The sequence below is a fragment of the Streptomyces bugieae genome (assembly GCF_036352915.1).
GTDB classification, from domain to species: domain Bacteria; phylum Actinomycetota; class Actinomycetes; order Streptomycetales; family Streptomycetaceae; genus Streptomyces; species Streptomyces endophytica.
In genome coordinates this window covers 37088-52590 of the sequence record NZ_JAZBJP010000047.1, presented here as the reverse complement: position 1 = coordinate 52590, position 15503 = coordinate 37088, and the positions used below count along the sequence as shown (strand labels likewise).

The window sequence follows — 15503 nt, the reverse complement described above, 5'->3', positions numbered from 1 at the left end:
CTGCGGGCGGGGGGGCGGGGGCGCCGGGGCGGGGGCGCGGGCCGCCGGGGGTGGGGGTGCGGGACGCCGGGGGCTGGGGCGCGGGCCTTAGGGGCGGGGCGAACGGATCCCGTAGGGGGTGCGAGGGCCCCCTGCGGGGCCTCAACCGGCCGGGTGGGGGCGGTATTCCCGGTGTCCCGGCCACCGGCCCGGCCCGGCCACCGGCCCGGCCCCGCTACTGGTCCGACGAGAAGCGCACCGATCCGGCCGGGATCTCCGCGTCGCACCAGATGCGGATGCCGTCGCGGAGTTCGTTGTCGGCGCCGATGCGGGCGCCGTCGCCGATGACCGCGCCGTCGAGCACCGTACGGGCGCCGATGCGGGCGCCCGCGCCGATCAGGGAGTCGCGGATCACGGCGCCGGGTTCGACGACCGCGCCCTCCAGGACGGCGCTGCCGTCGAGTTCGGCGCCGGCGCCGATGACGGTGCGCGGGCCGACGACCGTACCGCCGGTGAGCTTGGCGTCCGGGGCGACCTCGGCCGTCTCCAGGACGAGGCGGTCACCGCGGCGGCCGGGCACCGCCGGGGACGGGGCGCGGCCCAGGACCAGGTCGGCGGAGCCGCGGACGAAAGCCTGCGGGGTGCCGAGGTCCAGCCAGTACGTGGAGTCGACCATGCCCTGGAGGTGCGCGCCGTCGGCGAGCAGCCCGGGGAAGGTCTCGCGTTCGACGGAGACCGGGCGGTCGGCCGGGATGGTGTCGATGACCGACCGGTTGAAGACGTAGGCGCCGGCGTTGATCTGGTCGGTGACGATCTCCTCGGGCGTCTGCGGCTTCTCCAGGAAGGCGGTGACCCGTCCGGTGCCGTCGGTGGGGACGAGACCGAAGGCGCGCGGGTCCTCGACGCGCGTGAGGTGCAGGGAGACGTCGGCGCCGGAGGTGCGGTGGGTGTCGACCAGGGCCTTGATGTCCAGGCCGGTGAGGATGTCGCCGTTGAAGATCAGGACCGGGTCGCCGGGGGCGGAGTGCAGCCGTTCGGCGACGTTGCGGATGGCGCCGCCGGTGCCCAGCGGTTCCCGCTCGGTGACGTACTCCAGGTGCAGCCCGAGCGCCGAGCCGTCGCCGAAGTACGGCTCGAACACCTCGGCGAGGTAGGAGGTGGCCAGGACGATGTGCTCGACGCCGGCGGCCCGGGCGCGGGCCAGCTGGTGGGTGAGGAACGGCACGCCGGCCGCCGGGACCATGGGCTTGGGCGTGTGCACCGTCAGCGGGCGCAGCCGGGTGCCCTTGCCGCCGACCAGGAGGATCGCTTCTGTCACCTGTCGTCTCTGCTTCCTGCTGGGGTCGGCCGGTCGGCGGACCAGTGTAGGCAGACGGGCCCCCGGCCGGCCCCGGCGGAGGGGCGGGTTCCGGCCGCGGGCGGACGCCGTCATCCCAAGTCGTGGTCGCTAAGACGTGTCTGCCGCAGGAACGGTTCAGTGGTGCCCGGGACGACCCGGAAGGCGGCCTTCCTCCTCGTCCGGCCGGCGGCGGTCTCCCGTCCCCGGGGGTGCCCCCTACCGGTATCCCGTTCAGCGCCCCTGGAGTTGCGCGGCGGCGAGCCGGGTGGCGGCGAGTTTGTTGTAGAGGTGGTTGCCGGGGCAGTCGGTGGTGAAGCCGTCGCGGTGGCCGGAGATGACGTGCAGGCCGACCTTGGTTCCCTTGGGATAGCGGTTGCCGCCGCTGGAGACCATCTTTGTGGTGGCGCGCGGATCGGCGTTGGACAGGCCGAGCTTCCAGGCCGTCAGGTGGGCGACCGCGGCAACGGCGGCCTTGGGCGGTTCGGTGTCGGTGAAGGTGCCGAGGACGGCGATGCCGGTGGAGTCGTTGTTGAAGCCGAGGGTGTGGGCGCCCATGACGGGCTTGGCGACGCCGCCGGCGCGGCCCTCGTAGACCGTTCCGCACTTGTCGATGAGGAAGTTGTAGCCGATGTCCCGCCAGTGGTTGCTCTTGACGTGGAAGCGGTACATGGCGCGGATCAGCTTGGGGGCCTGGGCGCAGGTGTAGTTGTTGCCGGAGCCGCTGTGGTGGACGAAGGCGGCGCGCACCGCGTGGGTGTAGAGGAACGACTTCTCGCGCAGCTTCTCGTTGGCGCCCCAGCCGGCCCGGGTGACGATGCGGGGGCGCGGTCCGACGTAGGTCGGGCCGGCGGGCCGGCCACCGCCGGCCGCGGCGATGTCGGCCTGGGAGGCGGCGCGGTCGAGGGCGGGGATCTCGGTGGCGCCGACCGGGGCGAGGGCGGCGTTGGCGACGGAGGCGGCGGTGGCGTCGGGGCCGAGGGGGGCCGGCGGGCCCTGGATGCTGCGCCGGGCGGGCGGTGCGCTGCCGGGGTCGACGAGTTCGAGGCGCAGTCCGCGCGGGACGGCGACCGGTGCGCGGTTGCGGGTCTGCGGGGTGATGCGCAGTTGGACGGCGTCGGAGTCGCCGACCCACAGGGGCGCGGTGCTGCCGCGGACGTCGCTGTCGTGGCGTTCGGCGGCGTCGAGGTCGGGGGCGTCGTCGTTGTGGGTCTGGACGTCCTGCCAGCCGGACCAGGCGCCGGTGCGGGTGGCGCGGGTGCGGACCTGGACCCGGCCGTGGAGTGCGGCGCCGGCGTCCTCCCAGACGACGCCGAGCAGGGAGAACGGCCGTACGCTGCGGGCCGGCAGACCGAGGGTGCGGGGCGCCGGCGCGGTGGCGGTGTCGCGGTCGGTGGGGCGGGGCGCGCCGGTGCCGAGGGCCGCGACCGGCAGGGACTGGGTGCTGCCCGGGAGGTCGGCGATGCGCGCCGCGGCGGGGCCGGGTGGCCGGCGGGCGGCACCGGCGTCCGGCGCGAAGGGCAGGGCGAGGGCGGCGGTGCACGCCGCGCCGAGGCAGCTCGCGAGGAAGGGGCGCATGAACAGCATCGTGAACACGGGCGGCGGCAACGCGCCAACGGTGACCTGACGGGGCATCGGCCGATCCGGTGGCCCGGGCCGGCCGGGCCCGACCCACCGTCAGCGGCCGCCGCGCGTACCCTTGCCGCGATGAACGCCATCGATCGCACCCCCGCCGACCTGCTGGGTTCCGCGCTCGCCGCGGACCCGGCCCGCCCGCTGGTGACCTTCTACGACGACGCCACCGGCGAGCGCGTGGAACTGTCCGTCGCGACCTTCGCCAATTGGGTGGCCAAGACCGCCAACTATCTGCAGGGCGATCTGGCCGCCGAGCCCGGTGACCGGCTCGCGCTGCTGCTGCCGGCCCACTGGCAGACCGCCGTCTGGTTGCTGGCCTGTTCGTCGGTGGGCGTGGTGGCGGAGATCGGCGGGAATCCGGCGGCCGCGGATCTGGTGGTGGCCGGTCCGGACCGGCTGGCGGAGGCGCGGGCCTGTTCCGGGGAGCGGGTGGCGCTGGCGCTGCGTCCGCTGGGCGGGCGTTTCCCGCAGCCGCCGGAGGGGTTCGCCGACTACGCCGTGGAGGTGCCGGGGCAGGGCGACCGGTTCGTGCCGTTCGTCCCGGTGGAGGCGGATGCGGTGGCGCTGGTGGTGGCCGGCGAGGAACTGACCGGTGCGGAGGTCGTGGACCGGGCGCGGGCCGATGCGGCCGCGGCCGGGCTGCCCGCGGCGCCCCGGGTGCTGTCGGGGCTGGGGTACGACACCTGGGAGGGCCTGTCGTACGGGCTGTACGGGCCGCTGGCGGCCGGCGGCTCGGTGGTGCTCTGCCGGCACCTCGGCGGGCTCGACGCGGCGGCCGAGGCGGCCCGGGAGACCAGCGAGAAGATCACCTTCCGGGCGCCGCGGGCGGCCGGGTAGCGCGTGCCGCGGGGGCGCTCCCGGGAGCGCTCCCCCGTCCGGCGGACCGTGGGGGCCCAGCGCAGGCCCGGGCGCCGGTTTCCGTTCATGCTCGTGAGATACGTACGACCCGGCGCGGGTTCCGTCCGTCCGTCGTGACGCGGGGCCCGCGCACGGGCGCTACGCCGACTCCGTGAGGATGGACGCACAGGTGACCGAGACCCCCGAGCCCCCCAGGTTCACCGGCTGGGCCGAGCGCCCGGGCAGGGGGCCGGGGCCGCGGCGCACCCCGCCGGACGGGCGCTGGCGGCGCCGGCTGGTGTTCGGGGCGGTCGGGGTGCTGCTGGTCGGGGCGGGTGCCGGCGCGGCGCTGTACGCCAAGCTCAACGGCAATATCCACACCGACAGCGACGTCGAGGCCGAGCTGCGCAAGTGGGAGTCGGAGCGGCCGCCGGCGGGCCCGCCGAACGCGCAGAACCTGCTGCTGATCGGCTCCGACAGCCGCACCGGCGGCAACAGCGCGTACGGCCGGAGCAGCGGCCAGCGGTCGGACACCACGATGCTGCTGCATCTCGCTGCGGACCGGAGGAGCGCCACCGCGGTGAGCATCCCGCGGGACCTGGTGGTGGAGGTGCCGCACTGCAAGGGGGCCGACGGCCGGGAGACCGGTCCGCAGACGACCCAGTTCAACTCGGCGTTCGCGTACGGCGGGGCGGCCTGCACGATCCGGACGGTGGAGAAGCTGACCCGGATCCGCATCGACCACTACATGATCATCGATTTCGTGGGCTTCAAGCGGATGGTGGACGCGGTGGGCGGGGTCGAGGTCTGCCTCCCCCGGCCGGTCCGGGACGCCGAGGCGCACCTCGATCTGCCCGCGGGCCGGCAGACGCTGCAGGGCGAGGCCGCGCTCGGATACGTGCGGGCCCGCAAGAGCCTGGGGGACGGAAGTGACACCGAGCGCATGGAGCGCCAACAACGATTTCTTGGTGCTCTCGTGAAGAAAGTGCAGAGCAATGGTGTCCTGCTGAATCCGACCCGGCTGTATCCGGTTCTGGATGCCGCGACGAGTTCGCTGACCACGGACGGCGGTCTGGCTTCGCTGCGCGGGCTGTACGAATTGGTGCGCAGCACTCGCGGCATTCCGACCGGGCGGGTGCAGTTCCTGACCGTGCCGCGCCGGGAGTACCGCTTCGATCCCAACCGCGACGAGCTGGTGGAACCGGATGCCGACCAGCTCTTCGGGCGGCTGGGCAGGGATCTTCCGGTGACCGTGCGGCCGGCGCCGGGCGGTGCGGAGCGGCCGGTGCGGTCCGGGGGCGGGGCGCCGGGCGGTGGGTCGCCGGACGACAAGCCGGGCCCCGAACCCTCGCCTTCGGCGGGTTCAGGGCCTACCTTTCCCGGTACGACGGCGGAGCGCGGGATCTGCGAATAAAGATGCCGCAAAGTACGCTCGGCGACTCGAATGGATTGGGCGGATTGCCCAGTTGTAGGGAAGTGGAATTTGTCACGCGCGTCGCGTGGCGCTGAACTGGGCGGATAGTGTGAGCGATCCGGTCCGCACATTGCCGGACCGATGACCATGCACCTTTGACCATGCACTGCACGATCGACCTACCGAGCGCCTTGAGGGGATGGCGCCGCGTGGCACCGACGGAGGACTCAAGGCACCGTGGACGCGCAAGGCCGTGGGCAGGCGGGCGACGACAACGTGGATCCCGCCGATCAGTGGGTGTTCGATCCGAACACCGGCAATTACGAGCTGCGGCTTGACCCGGCCGGTCAAGCCCCCGCTCGGCCCTCCGACCCCAAGGCCCCCGGGTCCAGACGCGCCGCGCGGCGGCCGGGTGCCGGGGACGACACCGACACCCGGCCGCTGCCGACGCAGCGCGGGCGCCGCGGTGAGCGGGGCGAGGACGGTGCGGACGGGCGGCCGGCCGGTGGCCGGGCGGCGCGGCGGGCGGCGGGGCGTACCGCGACCGGCTCGCCCTCGGTGGCGGGTCCGGCGAGCCGCCGCAAGCGCAAGCCGAAGGCGTCCGGGAAGAAGAAGGTCCTGTACTGGACGGCGGGCGTGGTCGGCTTCGTCCTCGTCGCCGGCTGCGGCGGCGCGTACTACCTGTACCAGCAGCTGGACGGGAACATCTCCAAGGTCGACGTCGGCGTGGAGAACGAGGCGGTGTCCGACGGCCCGGTGAACCTGCTGATCATCGGCACGGACTCGCGGGACGGCAAGGGCAACTCCGGCTACGGCGACGCCGGGAGCGTGGGGCACGCGGACACCACGATCCTGATGCACATCTCCAAGGACCGGTCCAACGCCACCGCGCTGAGCATCCCGCGCGACCTGATCACCGACATCCCGGACTGCCCGACGGCGCAGAAGGACGGCTCGAAGAAGGTCATCCGCGGCGAGCACCAGGTGCGCTTCAACACCAGCCTGGGCCAGGAGGGCCGGGACCCCGGCTGCACCTGGCGCACCGTCCAGAAGCTCACCGGCCTGAAGATCGACCACTTCATGATGGCGGACTTCAACGCGGTCAAGGAGCTGTCCGAGGCGGTGGACGGTGTCGAGGTCTGCGCCGCCAAGGACCTCAACGACCCCAAGTCTCACCTGCACTTGAAGGCCGGCCGGCACACCGTCAAGGGCGAGCAGGCGCTGGCGTTCGTCCGCACCCGGCACGCCATCGGGTTCGGCAGCGACCTGGACCGGATCAAGATGCAGCAGCAGTTCCTCAGCTCGCTGATCCGCAAGCTGAAGTCGAGCGCGTTCTCCAGCCCCGGCAAGCTCTACGACGTCAGCCAGGCGGCGACCAAGGCGCTCACCGTCGACACCGGCATCGGTACCGCCAGCAAGCTGCTGGACTTCGGCAACGACCTGAAGCGGGTCAACATCGACAAGATCACCTTCGCCACGGTGCCGGTGCTGGACAACCCCAACGACCCGGCCACCGTCATCCTGGACAAGGCGAAGGCGGACCCGCTGTTCGCGATGGTCCGGGCCGACCACCAGCTCGCGAAGAAGCACAAGGGCAAGAAGAGCTCCGGATCGGTCAAGAAGGCCCCGCCGGAGCTGGTGCGGGTCGACGTGACCAACGGCGGCGGGCCGATCGGCTCGGCCCAGGAGACCGTGGACTGGCTGCAGAACAGCAAGGGCGCCCGGCTCTCCACCAACGCCGGCAACGCCCCGCAGAAGCTGGCCGCCACCCGCCTCGAGTACGCCCCCAACCAGGCCGACCAGGCCGCCGCACTGGCCGACTGGATGGGCCTGCCCAAGAGCGCGCTGAAGAAGTCCGCACAGGACGCCGGTGACCGGGTGCCGATGAAGCTCATCCTCGGCAAGGACTTCAAGGCACCGGGCACACCGATCTCGGCGCCGACCGAGATTCCGGACAACGTGCAGAACGTCAACGCGGACGACAAGAACGTCTGCGCGAAGTAACGAACGTGACCCGGCCGCCCCGCACGGCGGCCGGGAAGCACCACCGGACTGACAACGGGGAGAGGGCCCAATGCGGCAGAGCAGTGTGCGTGGTGACCGATCACGCCGGCGACGGCAGCCGGAAGCACAGGAACTGGGCTGGGACGACAGCCTCTACGAGAACAAGGGGCTGCCGCCGGACGCACCCGGCTGGACGCCGCCGGAGGGCGGCGAGGTGCCGCCCGGCGACGAGGACGGGCCCGAGGAGACCGGCGGCCACCGCAAAGGGGGCCGGCCGCGCCGCAAGAAGGGCAAGGGCCGCAAGGCCCTCCGTTGGACCGCCATATCCCTCGCCGTCCTGATAGTGGGCACCGCGGGCGCCGGCTACTGGTACTACGAGCACCTCAACGCCAACCTCCGCAAGGCCCCGCGGTCCCTGGGCGGCAACGGCCTGAAGAAGCCGGACCCCAACGCGTTCGGGCAGAGCCCGCTGAACATCCTGCTGCTCGGCTCCGACGGCCGGAACAGCAAGAAGAACATCGAGCTCGGCGGCGCCCGGCAGGACGCGGACCGCAAGCCGCTGGCCGACGTCCAGATGCTGGTGCACGTCTCCGCCGACCGCAGCAACATGTCGGTGGTCTCCATCCCGCGGGACACCCGGGTGACGATCCCCAAGTGCACCGACCCGAAGACGCACGAGGTCTATCCGCAGACCACCGCGCCGATCAACGAGTCGCTCCAGCACGGCGGTCCGGGCTGCACCCTCTCCACCTGGCAGGAGCTCACCGGCGTCTACATCGACCACTTCATGATGGTCGACTTCTCCGGCGTGGTGGACATGGCGGACGCCATCGGCGGCGTCCCGGTCTGCGTCCGGGCCAACATCTACTCGCACGACAGCAGGGGCCACGGCAGCGGCCTGCGGCTCACCAAGGGCACCCACTCCGTCAAGGGCGTCCAGGCGCTGCAGTGGCTGCGCACCCGCTACGGCTTCGAGGACAACACCGACATCGGCCGGGCCAAGGCCCAGCACATGTACATGAACTCGATGGTCCGCCAGCTGAAGAAGGGCACCAAGCTGTCCGACCCGGGACAGCTGCGGGACCTGGCGGAGGCCGCGACCAAGGCACTGACCGTCGACGACGGGCTGGACACCGTCAAGAAGCTCTACGACCTGGGCGGTGACCTCAGCCGGGTGCCGACCAAGCGCATCACGATGATCACCATGCCCTGGCAGTACGGCCCCGGTGAGCGCTACGTCGTGCCCAAGCCCGGCGACGCGGACGCGACGTTCGCGATGCTGCGCAACGACACCGCGCTCGACGGCAAGGACGCCAAGAAGAGGCCGGCGCCCGACCCGAAGGCGTCAACTCCCAAGGACCAGCTGAAGATTGTCGTGCAGAACGGCACCAACAGCACGGTGACCGGCCCGGCCTCCGGCCGCGCCAACGACGTCCAGCACCAGCTGGCCGGGCTCGGCTACTCCGCGGCCGGCACCACCACGGTGCTCACCAGCCAGGCCGACACCACCCTGACGTACCACGGCGCGGACCGGCGCGGCGATGCGCTGGCCGTCGCCAAGGCGCTCGGCCTGCCCAAGAGCGCGGTGCGGGAGTCGAGTTCGGTGAGCGGGCTGCAGCTGGTGGTCGGCAACGACTGGCGGGCGGGCACGACCTACCCGAAGACGTCCGGCAGCGACAAGCCCGCCGACAAGGCGCCCGCCAGCGCGGACGCCCTCAACGGCGAGTCCAAGGGCTGCATGCGGGTGAACCCGGACTACACGTTCTAGCTCCGTCCCGCGCATCGGCATGCGAGCGGCCGCCGCCCCACCGGATCCACCCGGCGGAGCGGCGGCCGCTCGTCGTCGTGTCGCCGGCCGGGGTCAGTCCGTGCGCGTCGCCGCCGGGGCGACGACCGCCGGGCGGCGGCTGGCGATGACCTTCCTGGCCAGCGCGCGGGGGCTGGTCAGGAAGCCGAAGCCCCAGGACATGTGCATGGTGGCCAGCGCCACGGGGATCTGGGCGCGGGCCTTCAGGGAGAGCCCCTTGCCGGCGGGCAGCGAGCCCGCGGTGATGGCCGCCAGATAGCCGGCCGGGACGACGAGGCCCCACGGGGTGACGGCGGCGCCGACCACCAGGCCGGCCGCGATCGCGCAGACCGCGGTCGGCGGGGCGAGGTAGCGCAGGTTGATCGAGCCGGCGTGGTAGCGGGCCACGACGTGGCGCCACTTGCCGTAGTCCTTGTACTGCTTCGCCAGCGCCTTGATGCTCGGCCGGGGGCGGTACTGGACCTTCAGCTCGGGCGAGAACCAGATCTGGCCGCCGGCCTCGCGGATGCGGAAGTTCAGCTCCCAGTCCTGGGCGCGGATGAACTCCTCGTTGTACCCGCCCTGCTGTTCCAGGGCCTCGCGGCGGAAGACGCCGAGGTAGACGGTTTCGGCGGGGCCCGCCTCGCCGCCCGTGTGGAAGGCGGCGTTGCCGACGCCGATCCGGGAGGTCATCGCGGCGGCCACCGCGTCCTCCCAGGCGTTCTCGCCCTCGGCGTGCATGATCCCGCCGACGTTCGCGGCGCCGGTCTCCTCCAGGAGGCGCACGGCGGTGGCGATGTAGTCGCGGGAGAGCATGCCGTGACCGTCGACCCGGACCACGATCGGGTGCCGGGACGCCTTGATCGCGGCGTTCAGGGCGGCGGGGGTGCGACCGGTCGGGTTGGGCACGGTGTGCACCCGGGGGTCCTCGGCCACCAGCTCGGCGGCGATCTCGTCGGTGCGGTCCGCGGAGGGGCCCAGAGCGATCACCACCTCCATCTCGCCGGCGTACTCCTGCTCCAGGATGTGCCGGACCGAATTGCGCAGGTGACGTTCCTCATTGAGCACCGGCATGATCACGGAGACGGCCGGGGGCGGCTGCTGCGGCATGGTTCCTCGGGGGTACGGCCCGTGGCGGAGCCGCCGGGGCGGCAGCGCCCGCCGGGAGACTGCAGAATCGCGCCTCACGTTACCGCGAATGGCGGACCGGCCCGGACGCAGCCGGGTGGCCGGCCGGTCGATGCCCGGCGTGTGGCGCTTTGCACCAGATCATATGGACCTACGGTGTTCTCGCCGGTTCCGTCCGTACCGCGGAGGTGTCCCCCGTGACCGCGCCGTTCCGCTCCGCCCGCCGGGCCGACCGCTCCGGCGCGCACCGCCGCCCGGCGGGCCCGCGCTGGGGGCTGCGGATCGGCGCGGCCACGTCCGTGCTGCTGCTGTCGGCGAGCGGGGTGGGGCACGCCATGGTCACCGGCGTCGAGACCGGCATCGGCCGGGTGGACGCGTTCCAGGGGATGAGCAACCGGCCCGGGGGCGGCGACGGGCTGAACTTCCTGGTCGTCGGCACGGACGGGCGGGACAAGCTCACCCAGGAGGAGAAGGAGAAGTACCACCTGGGCGGTCAGCCGTGCCATTGCACGGACACCCTGATGCTGGTGCACCTGTCGGCCGACCGGGACCGCGCCAGCGTCGTCAGCCTCCCCCGGGACTCCTATGCCGAGGTGCCCGCCCATACGGACGCGGCCACCGGCCGGGCCCGCGCCGCGCACCCGATCAAGCTGAACGCGGCCTACGCCGAGGGTGGCCCCAACCTGACCGTGCGGACCGTCGAGCACATGACGGGCGTGCACATCGACCACTACCTGGAGGTCGACTTCACCAGCTTCATGCGGACCGTGGACGCGGTCGGCGGGGTGGAGATCTGCACCGTACGGCCGCTGCGCGACAGCTACACCGGGCTGAACCTGCCGGTCGGCAAGGCGCAGCTCAACGGCGGGCAGGCGCTGCAGTACGTGCGCTCGCGCCATATCGACGGCTCCGCGGACCTCGGCCGGATGCAGCGCCAGCAGCGCTTCCTGGCCGCCCTGATCCACAAGATCACCTCCTCCGGGGTGCTGATGAACCCGATCCGCTTCAAGGACGTCGCCGACACGATGCTGGCGTCCGTCCGCGCCGATCCGGGGTTCGAGGCGAACGACCTGGTCGACCTCGGGCAGGCGATGCGCGGCTTCACCCCGTCGTCGTCGGAGTTCACCTCCGTCCCGCTGGGCGACGTGGCGCAGCCGGTGCCGGGCGTCGGCTCGACCGTGCGGTGGGACCCGGTGCGGGCGCCGAAGCTCTTCGAGGCGATCCGCGAGGACCGGCCGCTCGCGGAGCACCGGGACCGGCACCGGCCGCGCGCCGCGGTCGTGGACGTGCCGCCGGGCCGGGTACAGGTGCAGGTCGACAACGGCAGCGACCGGGCCGGGCTGGCCACGGCGGTGGCCCGGGAGCTGCACGCCACCGGGTTCGCGACGGTCGGCACACCGGGCAACTCCGGGCTCGGCCGGCTGGCCCGTACGGTCATCGCCTACGACCCGCGCTGGGACCGCTCGGCCCGCTCGCTGGCCGCCGCGCTGCCGGGCGCCGAGCTGCGGCCGGTGACCGGGCAGGGGTCGGTGATGCGGGTGACGGTCGGGCAGGACCACGAGGCGGTCCACCGGGTGCGGGCCGAGGAACCGTCGCCGCCGGCCGGCGCGGTCTCGGCGGTCACCGGCGACCAGGCGGTGTGCCCATGAGCGAGCGAAGCGAGGTCCCGGCATGAGTGTCCCCGCGCCCCGCCGCACCCCGGCCGCATCGCCCGCGCACCGCCCGGACGCCCGCCGCCGGGTCCGCCGCGCGTTCGTCGCGGCGGCCGCGCTGTGCCTGGTCGCGGCGACCGCCGCCGCGGCACCGCCGGCACCCGCCGCCCCGACCGGCTGCGGCGACCTGGTCCGCGGCCAGCTGTGCCTGCGCGGCCCGGTGGGGTCCGACGGGACGTACACCGCGACCTACCGGCGGCACGGCGCGGCGGCCGGCCTCCGGGAGATCCCGGTGCGGCTGGGCTACCAGCGCAAGAACACCCGGATCACGGCGTTCCCCGGCTGGTTCGGCACCCGGTGGACCCGGCACGGCGCGGTCACGCTGAGCGGCCGGGTGGAGATGCTCGCGGACGAGTGCATCCGCGGCGTCATGGAGCACGCGGAAACGGTCTACGTCACCAAGTGGAGCTGCGGCTGACGCCCGGCGGGCGCCACGGACCTACTCGGAAAGGTGCACCTCGTGTGGCAGGTTGTGCTGGGCATCACCCCCACCACGGTGGCGTTGTTCCTGCTCGCGGCGCTGGCGCTGGCGGCGGGGTTCGCCCTGTGGACCGCGCTGTCCCCGGCCGGCCCCGCGCCGCGCACCACCGCCCGGGTGCTGCTGGCCGGCTGGCTGCTGCTGCTCCTGGTGGCGACGCTGGCGCCGGCCCAGCCGATCGGCTCGGGGGACGCGACGGTGTGGTGGCGGCCCGGTGAGGGGCTGTTCGAGCTGGGCGCCCAGCTGGAGCCCGGGGAGCTGGCGATGCTGGTACGGCGGCAGACCGCCAACGCGGCGCTGTTCGTGCCGGTGCCGCTGCTGCTGCGGTTCGCGGTGCCGCGGGTCCCGGTCGCGCTGGCGTTCCTGCTCGGGGTCGGGCTGTCCCTGGTGATCGAGACGGCGCAGCTGCTGATGCGGGCCGGGCGGATCGCCGACATCGACGACGTGCTGTGCGCGGCCGCCGGCACCGTGATCGGGGCGGGGCTGGCGCTGCTGGGGCAGCTGGCGGTGGCCGCTATGCGTCGTCGAGGCCTTCCGCGGCGCGCCGTTCGCGCAGCTCCTTGATGGCGCGGCGGCGGGCGAGCCGGTGCGTACGGCGGATCTGCGCCTCCTGGTAGCGGCGCTTGTCCCGCTCGGTCTCGGGGATCACCGGCGGCACCGGGCGCGGCTTGCCGTGCTCGTCGACGGCGGCGAAGACGAGGTAGGCGGAGCCGACCTGCTGGGCCGGGCTGGACTCGTTCCAGCGCTCGGCCAGGACCCGTACGCCGACCTCCATGGAGGAGCGGCCGGTCCAGTTGACCTGGGCGCGGACGTGGACGAGGTCGCCGATCCGGACCGGCTCCAGGAAGGCCATCTCGTCCATGGAGGCGGTCACCGCCGGCCCGCCGGAGTGCCGGCCGGCCACCGCGCCGGCGGCGTCGTCGACCAGCTTCATGATCACGCCACCGTGCACCGACCCGAGGAGATTCGTGTCGCCGGCCGTCATGATGTGGCTGAGCGTGATGCGGGACACGGAGGTGGGCTTGCCCACGGGTTCACGATCGGGGTCGCTGGCGACTGGTTCGGTCATGCGCCCCAGCCTAAGCGGCTGCGCCTTGTCTCCTTCCCACGTACCTGGCTGTCCCGCCGCGGGGCTTGCTCGCCGTTGCGCGCTTTGCGGCGCCCCGCACGTACCTGGCTGTCCCGCCGCGGTTGTTGTTCGCCGTTGCGCCTGCGGCGGGCTGGGTGGGTGTCGGGTGCGGTGACGGACCTCCGGCCCGCCCCCTCCCGTGAGAGGGAAAGAAAACGATGGTGGGGGTGCACGTAACGCCCACACGCGTACGGTCAACAGACAACGCACGCCCCCAACCACCTCTCACCTCCCACTCACGGGAGGGGCTGGACCGGAGGACGAAGTCTGGAGGGCCGGCACCGCACCCGACAACACCACGCCCGCCGCCAGGCGCAACGGCGAGACGACCCGCGGCGGGAAAGCCAGGTACGTGGGGAGGAGACAAGGCGCAGCCGACTACGTGGGCAATGCCACAAAGTGCAACGAGTACGTGGGGAGCATCCGGAATCGTAGATTCCGTTCGTGCAGGTCGGAATGGTCACGGGCCCTTGCGATATGCGGCGGAACGCCGCCGTCGCTTTGCATCAGGTCTGCAACAGGCCTGGCCCGATCCCGCACCCGCCCTATGGGACGGGCCCCTGGGCCGTGCACACTGCCCGGTATGAATGAGTGGCCCAACGGATGGTCCGGCGACCGGAACGGCAACGGGTACGGGCGCGGCAGCGGCGCCGACCCGGAGGGTGCGCGTGCCATGCCCCAGGTGCGGCGTGACGCGGCACCCGGCTATCGGCGACAGGAGCCCCCGCTGCCGCCGTCGATGTCCCCACGCAGGGGCGCGACCGTGCCGCCGCAGCAGTCCCAGGGCTACGACGACGCGTACGACGGTTACAACACCGGCCAGGTCTACGGAGGCGGCGGCGGTGGCGGGGACCGCTACGGCGACGACTACGGCGGCGGGCGGCCGCGGCCGCGCTGGGGCCGGCGCATCAAGTGGACGATCATCACCCTGGTCGCCGTCCTGGCGGTCGCCTCGGTCGCCACGTACTTCTGGGCCGACGGCAAGCTCCGCCGCCAGGTCGACCTCAGCAAGGTCATCGACCGGCCGGCGACCGGCGACGGCACGAACTACCTGATCGTCGGCTCGGACAGCCGCGAGGGCATGTCCGCCGAGGAGAAGAAGAAGCTGCACACCGGCTCCGCCGAGGGCAAGCGCACCGACTCGATGATGATCCTGCACGACGGCAGCAACGGCCCGACGCTGATCTCGCTGCCGCGTGACTCGGACGTCGAGATACCGTCCTTCGTCGGCTCGGACTCCGGCAAGAAGTACCCGGGCACCGGGCGGCACACCAAGCTCAACGCGGCCTACGCCGAGGACGGCCCGGAGCTGCTGGTGCGCACCGTCGAGGCCAACACCCACCTGCACATCGACCACTACGTGGAGATCGGCTTCGCCGGCTTCGCCAACATCGTGGACGCCATCGGCGGTGTGGAGATGGACATCCCCAAGGCGTTCAAGGACAAGTGGTCCGGCGCCGACTTCCCGGCCGGCAAGCAGACCCTCAACGGCCAGCAGGCGCTCGCCTTCGTCCGCACCCGGCACGCCTTCGCCGGCAGTGACCTGGACCGGACGAAGAACCAGCAGAAGTTCCTGTCGTCGCTGGCCAGCCAGACCGCCACGCCGAGCACCGTGCTCAACCCGTTCAAGCTCTACCCGGTGATGGGCGCCGGCCTGGACACGCTGATCGTCGACAAGGACATGAGCCTGTGGGACCTGGGCGAGATGTTCTTCGCGATGAAGGGCGTAACCAGCGGTGACGGCAAGTCGATGAACATGCCGATCTCCGGCTCCACCGGCGGCAACCTGGTGTGGGACAAGGCCAAGGTGCAGCAGCTGGTCCAGCAGCTGAACAACGACGAGAAGGTCACGGTCAGCAGCAACTGACGCAGGGACCCGGCCACGGGAAGGGGCCCGGACCGCGACGGCGGTCCGGGCCCCTTCCTGTCTGCCGTGGTGCTTACTGGGGCAGGTTGCGCGCCATCACGATGCGCTGGACCTGGTTGGTGCCCTCGTAGATTGTGTGCTTTACAGGTCATATGGTCCTGACCTGCATGAACAGCCCTCTCAGAGGAGGGCTCCCCA

General features: G+C 72.6%; 12 protein-coding genes. 8 read left to right on the top strand and 4 right to left on the bottom strand.

All coding sequences use genetic code 11. The features are described 5' to 3' along the window. Positions 1 to 214: 214 nt before the first annotated feature. Both manB and V2J85_RS37050 read right to left on the bottom strand, forming a co-directional pair. The gene (manB, locus tag V2J85_RS37055; protein ID WP_330824034.1) at positions 215 to 1297 is read right to left on the bottom strand and encodes a mannose-1-phosphate guanylyltransferase; all 1083 of its coding nucleotides are present in this window, start codon (positions 1295 to 1297) and stop codon (positions 215 to 217) included. Between the two features lie 252 nt (positions 1298 to 1549). After that, positions 1550 to 2893, bottom strand: a complete 1344-nt coding sequence (locus tag V2J85_RS37050; RefSeq protein WP_261951116.1) for a peptidoglycan recognition protein family protein — start codon at positions 2891 to 2893, stop codon at positions 1550 to 1552. A 129-nt stretch (positions 2894 to 3022) separates the two neighbouring features. On the opposite strand from V2J85_RS37050, the gene V2J85_RS37045 reads away from it, so the two are divergent. The 4 genes from V2J85_RS37045 (at position 3023) to V2J85_RS37030 (ending at position 8973) form a co-directional block, all read left to right on the top strand. Continuing rightward, entirely contained in the window at positions 3023 to 3787 is a 765-nt protein-coding gene (locus tag V2J85_RS37045; RefSeq protein WP_330824033.1) for a TIGR03089 family protein, read from the top strand. Between the two features lie 190 nt (positions 3788 to 3977). Then, positions 3978 to 5201 (top strand): LCP family protein, encoded by a 1224-nt coding sequence (locus V2J85_RS37040; RefSeq protein ID WP_419836867.1) that lies wholly within the window; start codon positions 3978 to 3980, stop codon positions 5199 to 5201. A 237-nt stretch (positions 5202 to 5438) separates the two neighbouring features. Then, positions 5439 to 7205 carry an LCP family protein gene (locus V2J85_RS37035; RefSeq protein WP_330824032.1) on the top strand — a complete coding sequence of 589 codons (1767 nt, stop codon included), beginning with the start codon at positions 5439 to 5441 and terminating at the stop codon, positions 7203 to 7205. A 70-nt stretch (positions 7206 to 7275) separates the two neighbouring features. Then, a complete protein-coding gene (locus tag V2J85_RS37030; RefSeq protein WP_330824031.1) occupies positions 7276 to 8973 on the top strand; it encodes an LCP family protein in 1698 nt (565 codons plus the stop codon). 93 nt (positions 8974 to 9066) lie between these two features. Here the strand turns inward: V2J85_RS37030 and V2J85_RS37025 are convergent, their stop codons facing one another. Continuing rightward, on the bottom strand, positions 9067 to 10101 hold the full coding sequence (locus tag V2J85_RS37025; RefSeq protein ID WP_261951112.1) for a glycosyltransferase family 2 protein: 1035 nt from the start codon (positions 10099 to 10101) through the stop codon (positions 9067 to 9069). A gap of 215 nt (positions 10102 to 10316) precedes the next feature. Here V2J85_RS37025 and V2J85_RS37020 point away from each other — a divergent pair, with 215 nt between their 5' ends. Genes V2J85_RS37020 through V2J85_RS37010 form a run of 3 tightly spaced genes read left to right on the top strand, consistent with a single transcriptional unit; the run spans position 10317 to position 12873 of the window. After that, complete coding sequence (locus tag V2J85_RS37020; RefSeq protein ID WP_261951111.1) at positions 10317 to 11768, top strand: LCP family protein; 1452 nt, start codon at positions 10317 to 10319, stop codon at positions 11766 to 11768. A 22-nt stretch (positions 11769 to 11790) separates the two neighbouring features. Next, positions 11791 to 12249, top strand: a complete 459-nt coding sequence (locus V2J85_RS37015; protein ID WP_261951110.1) for a hypothetical protein — start codon at positions 11791 to 11793, stop codon at positions 12247 to 12249. Positions 12250 to 12291: 42 nt separating this feature from the next. After that, on the top strand, positions 12292 to 12873 hold the full coding sequence (locus tag V2J85_RS37010) for a VanZ family protein (protein ID WP_330824030.1): 582 nt from the start codon (positions 12292 to 12294) through the stop codon (positions 12871 to 12873). Here the strand turns inward: V2J85_RS37010 and V2J85_RS37005 are convergent. Then, entirely contained in the window at positions 12824 to 13378 is a 555-nt protein-coding gene (locus V2J85_RS37005; protein WP_261951108.1) for an acyl-CoA thioesterase, read from the bottom strand. The two genes, V2J85_RS37010 and V2J85_RS37005, sit on opposite strands and share 50 nt — an antisense overlap. A gap of 643 nt (positions 13379 to 14021) precedes the next feature. Between V2J85_RS37005 and V2J85_RS37000 the strand changes: the two genes are divergently transcribed. Then, positions 14022 to 15305, top strand: a complete 1284-nt coding sequence (locus V2J85_RS37000; protein WP_261951107.1) for an LCP family protein — start codon at positions 14022 to 14024, stop codon at positions 15303 to 15305. Positions 15306 to 15503 lie beyond the last annotated feature (198 nt).

Coding starts and splice junctions, on each gene's coding strand:
- V2J85_RS37050 (WP_261951116.1), bottom strand. CDS start 2,893: ATGCGCCCCTTCCTCGCGAGCTGCCTCGGCGCGGCGTGCACCGCCGCC.
- V2J85_RS37045 (WP_330824033.1), top strand. CDS start 3,023: ATGAACGCCATCGATCGCACCCCCGCCGACCTGCTGGGTTCCGCGCTC.
- V2J85_RS37030 (WP_330824031.1), top strand. CDS start 7,276: ATGCGGCAGAGCAGTGTGCGTGGTGACCGATCACGCCGGCGACGGCAG.
- V2J85_RS37025 (WP_261951112.1), bottom strand. CDS start 10,101: ATGCCGCAGCAGCCGCCCCCGGCCGTCTCCGTGATCATGCCGGTGCTC.
- V2J85_RS37015 (WP_261951110.1), top strand. CDS start 11,791: ATGAGTGTCCCCGCGCCCCGCCGCACCCCGGCCGCATCGCCCGCGCAC.
- V2J85_RS37005 (WP_261951108.1), bottom strand. CDS start 13,378: ATGACCGAACCAGTCGCCAGCGACCCCGATCGTGAACCCGTGGGCAAG.
- V2J85_RS37000 (WP_261951107.1), top strand. CDS start 14,022: ATGAATGAGTGGCCCAACGGATGGTCCGGCGACCGGAACGGCAACGGG.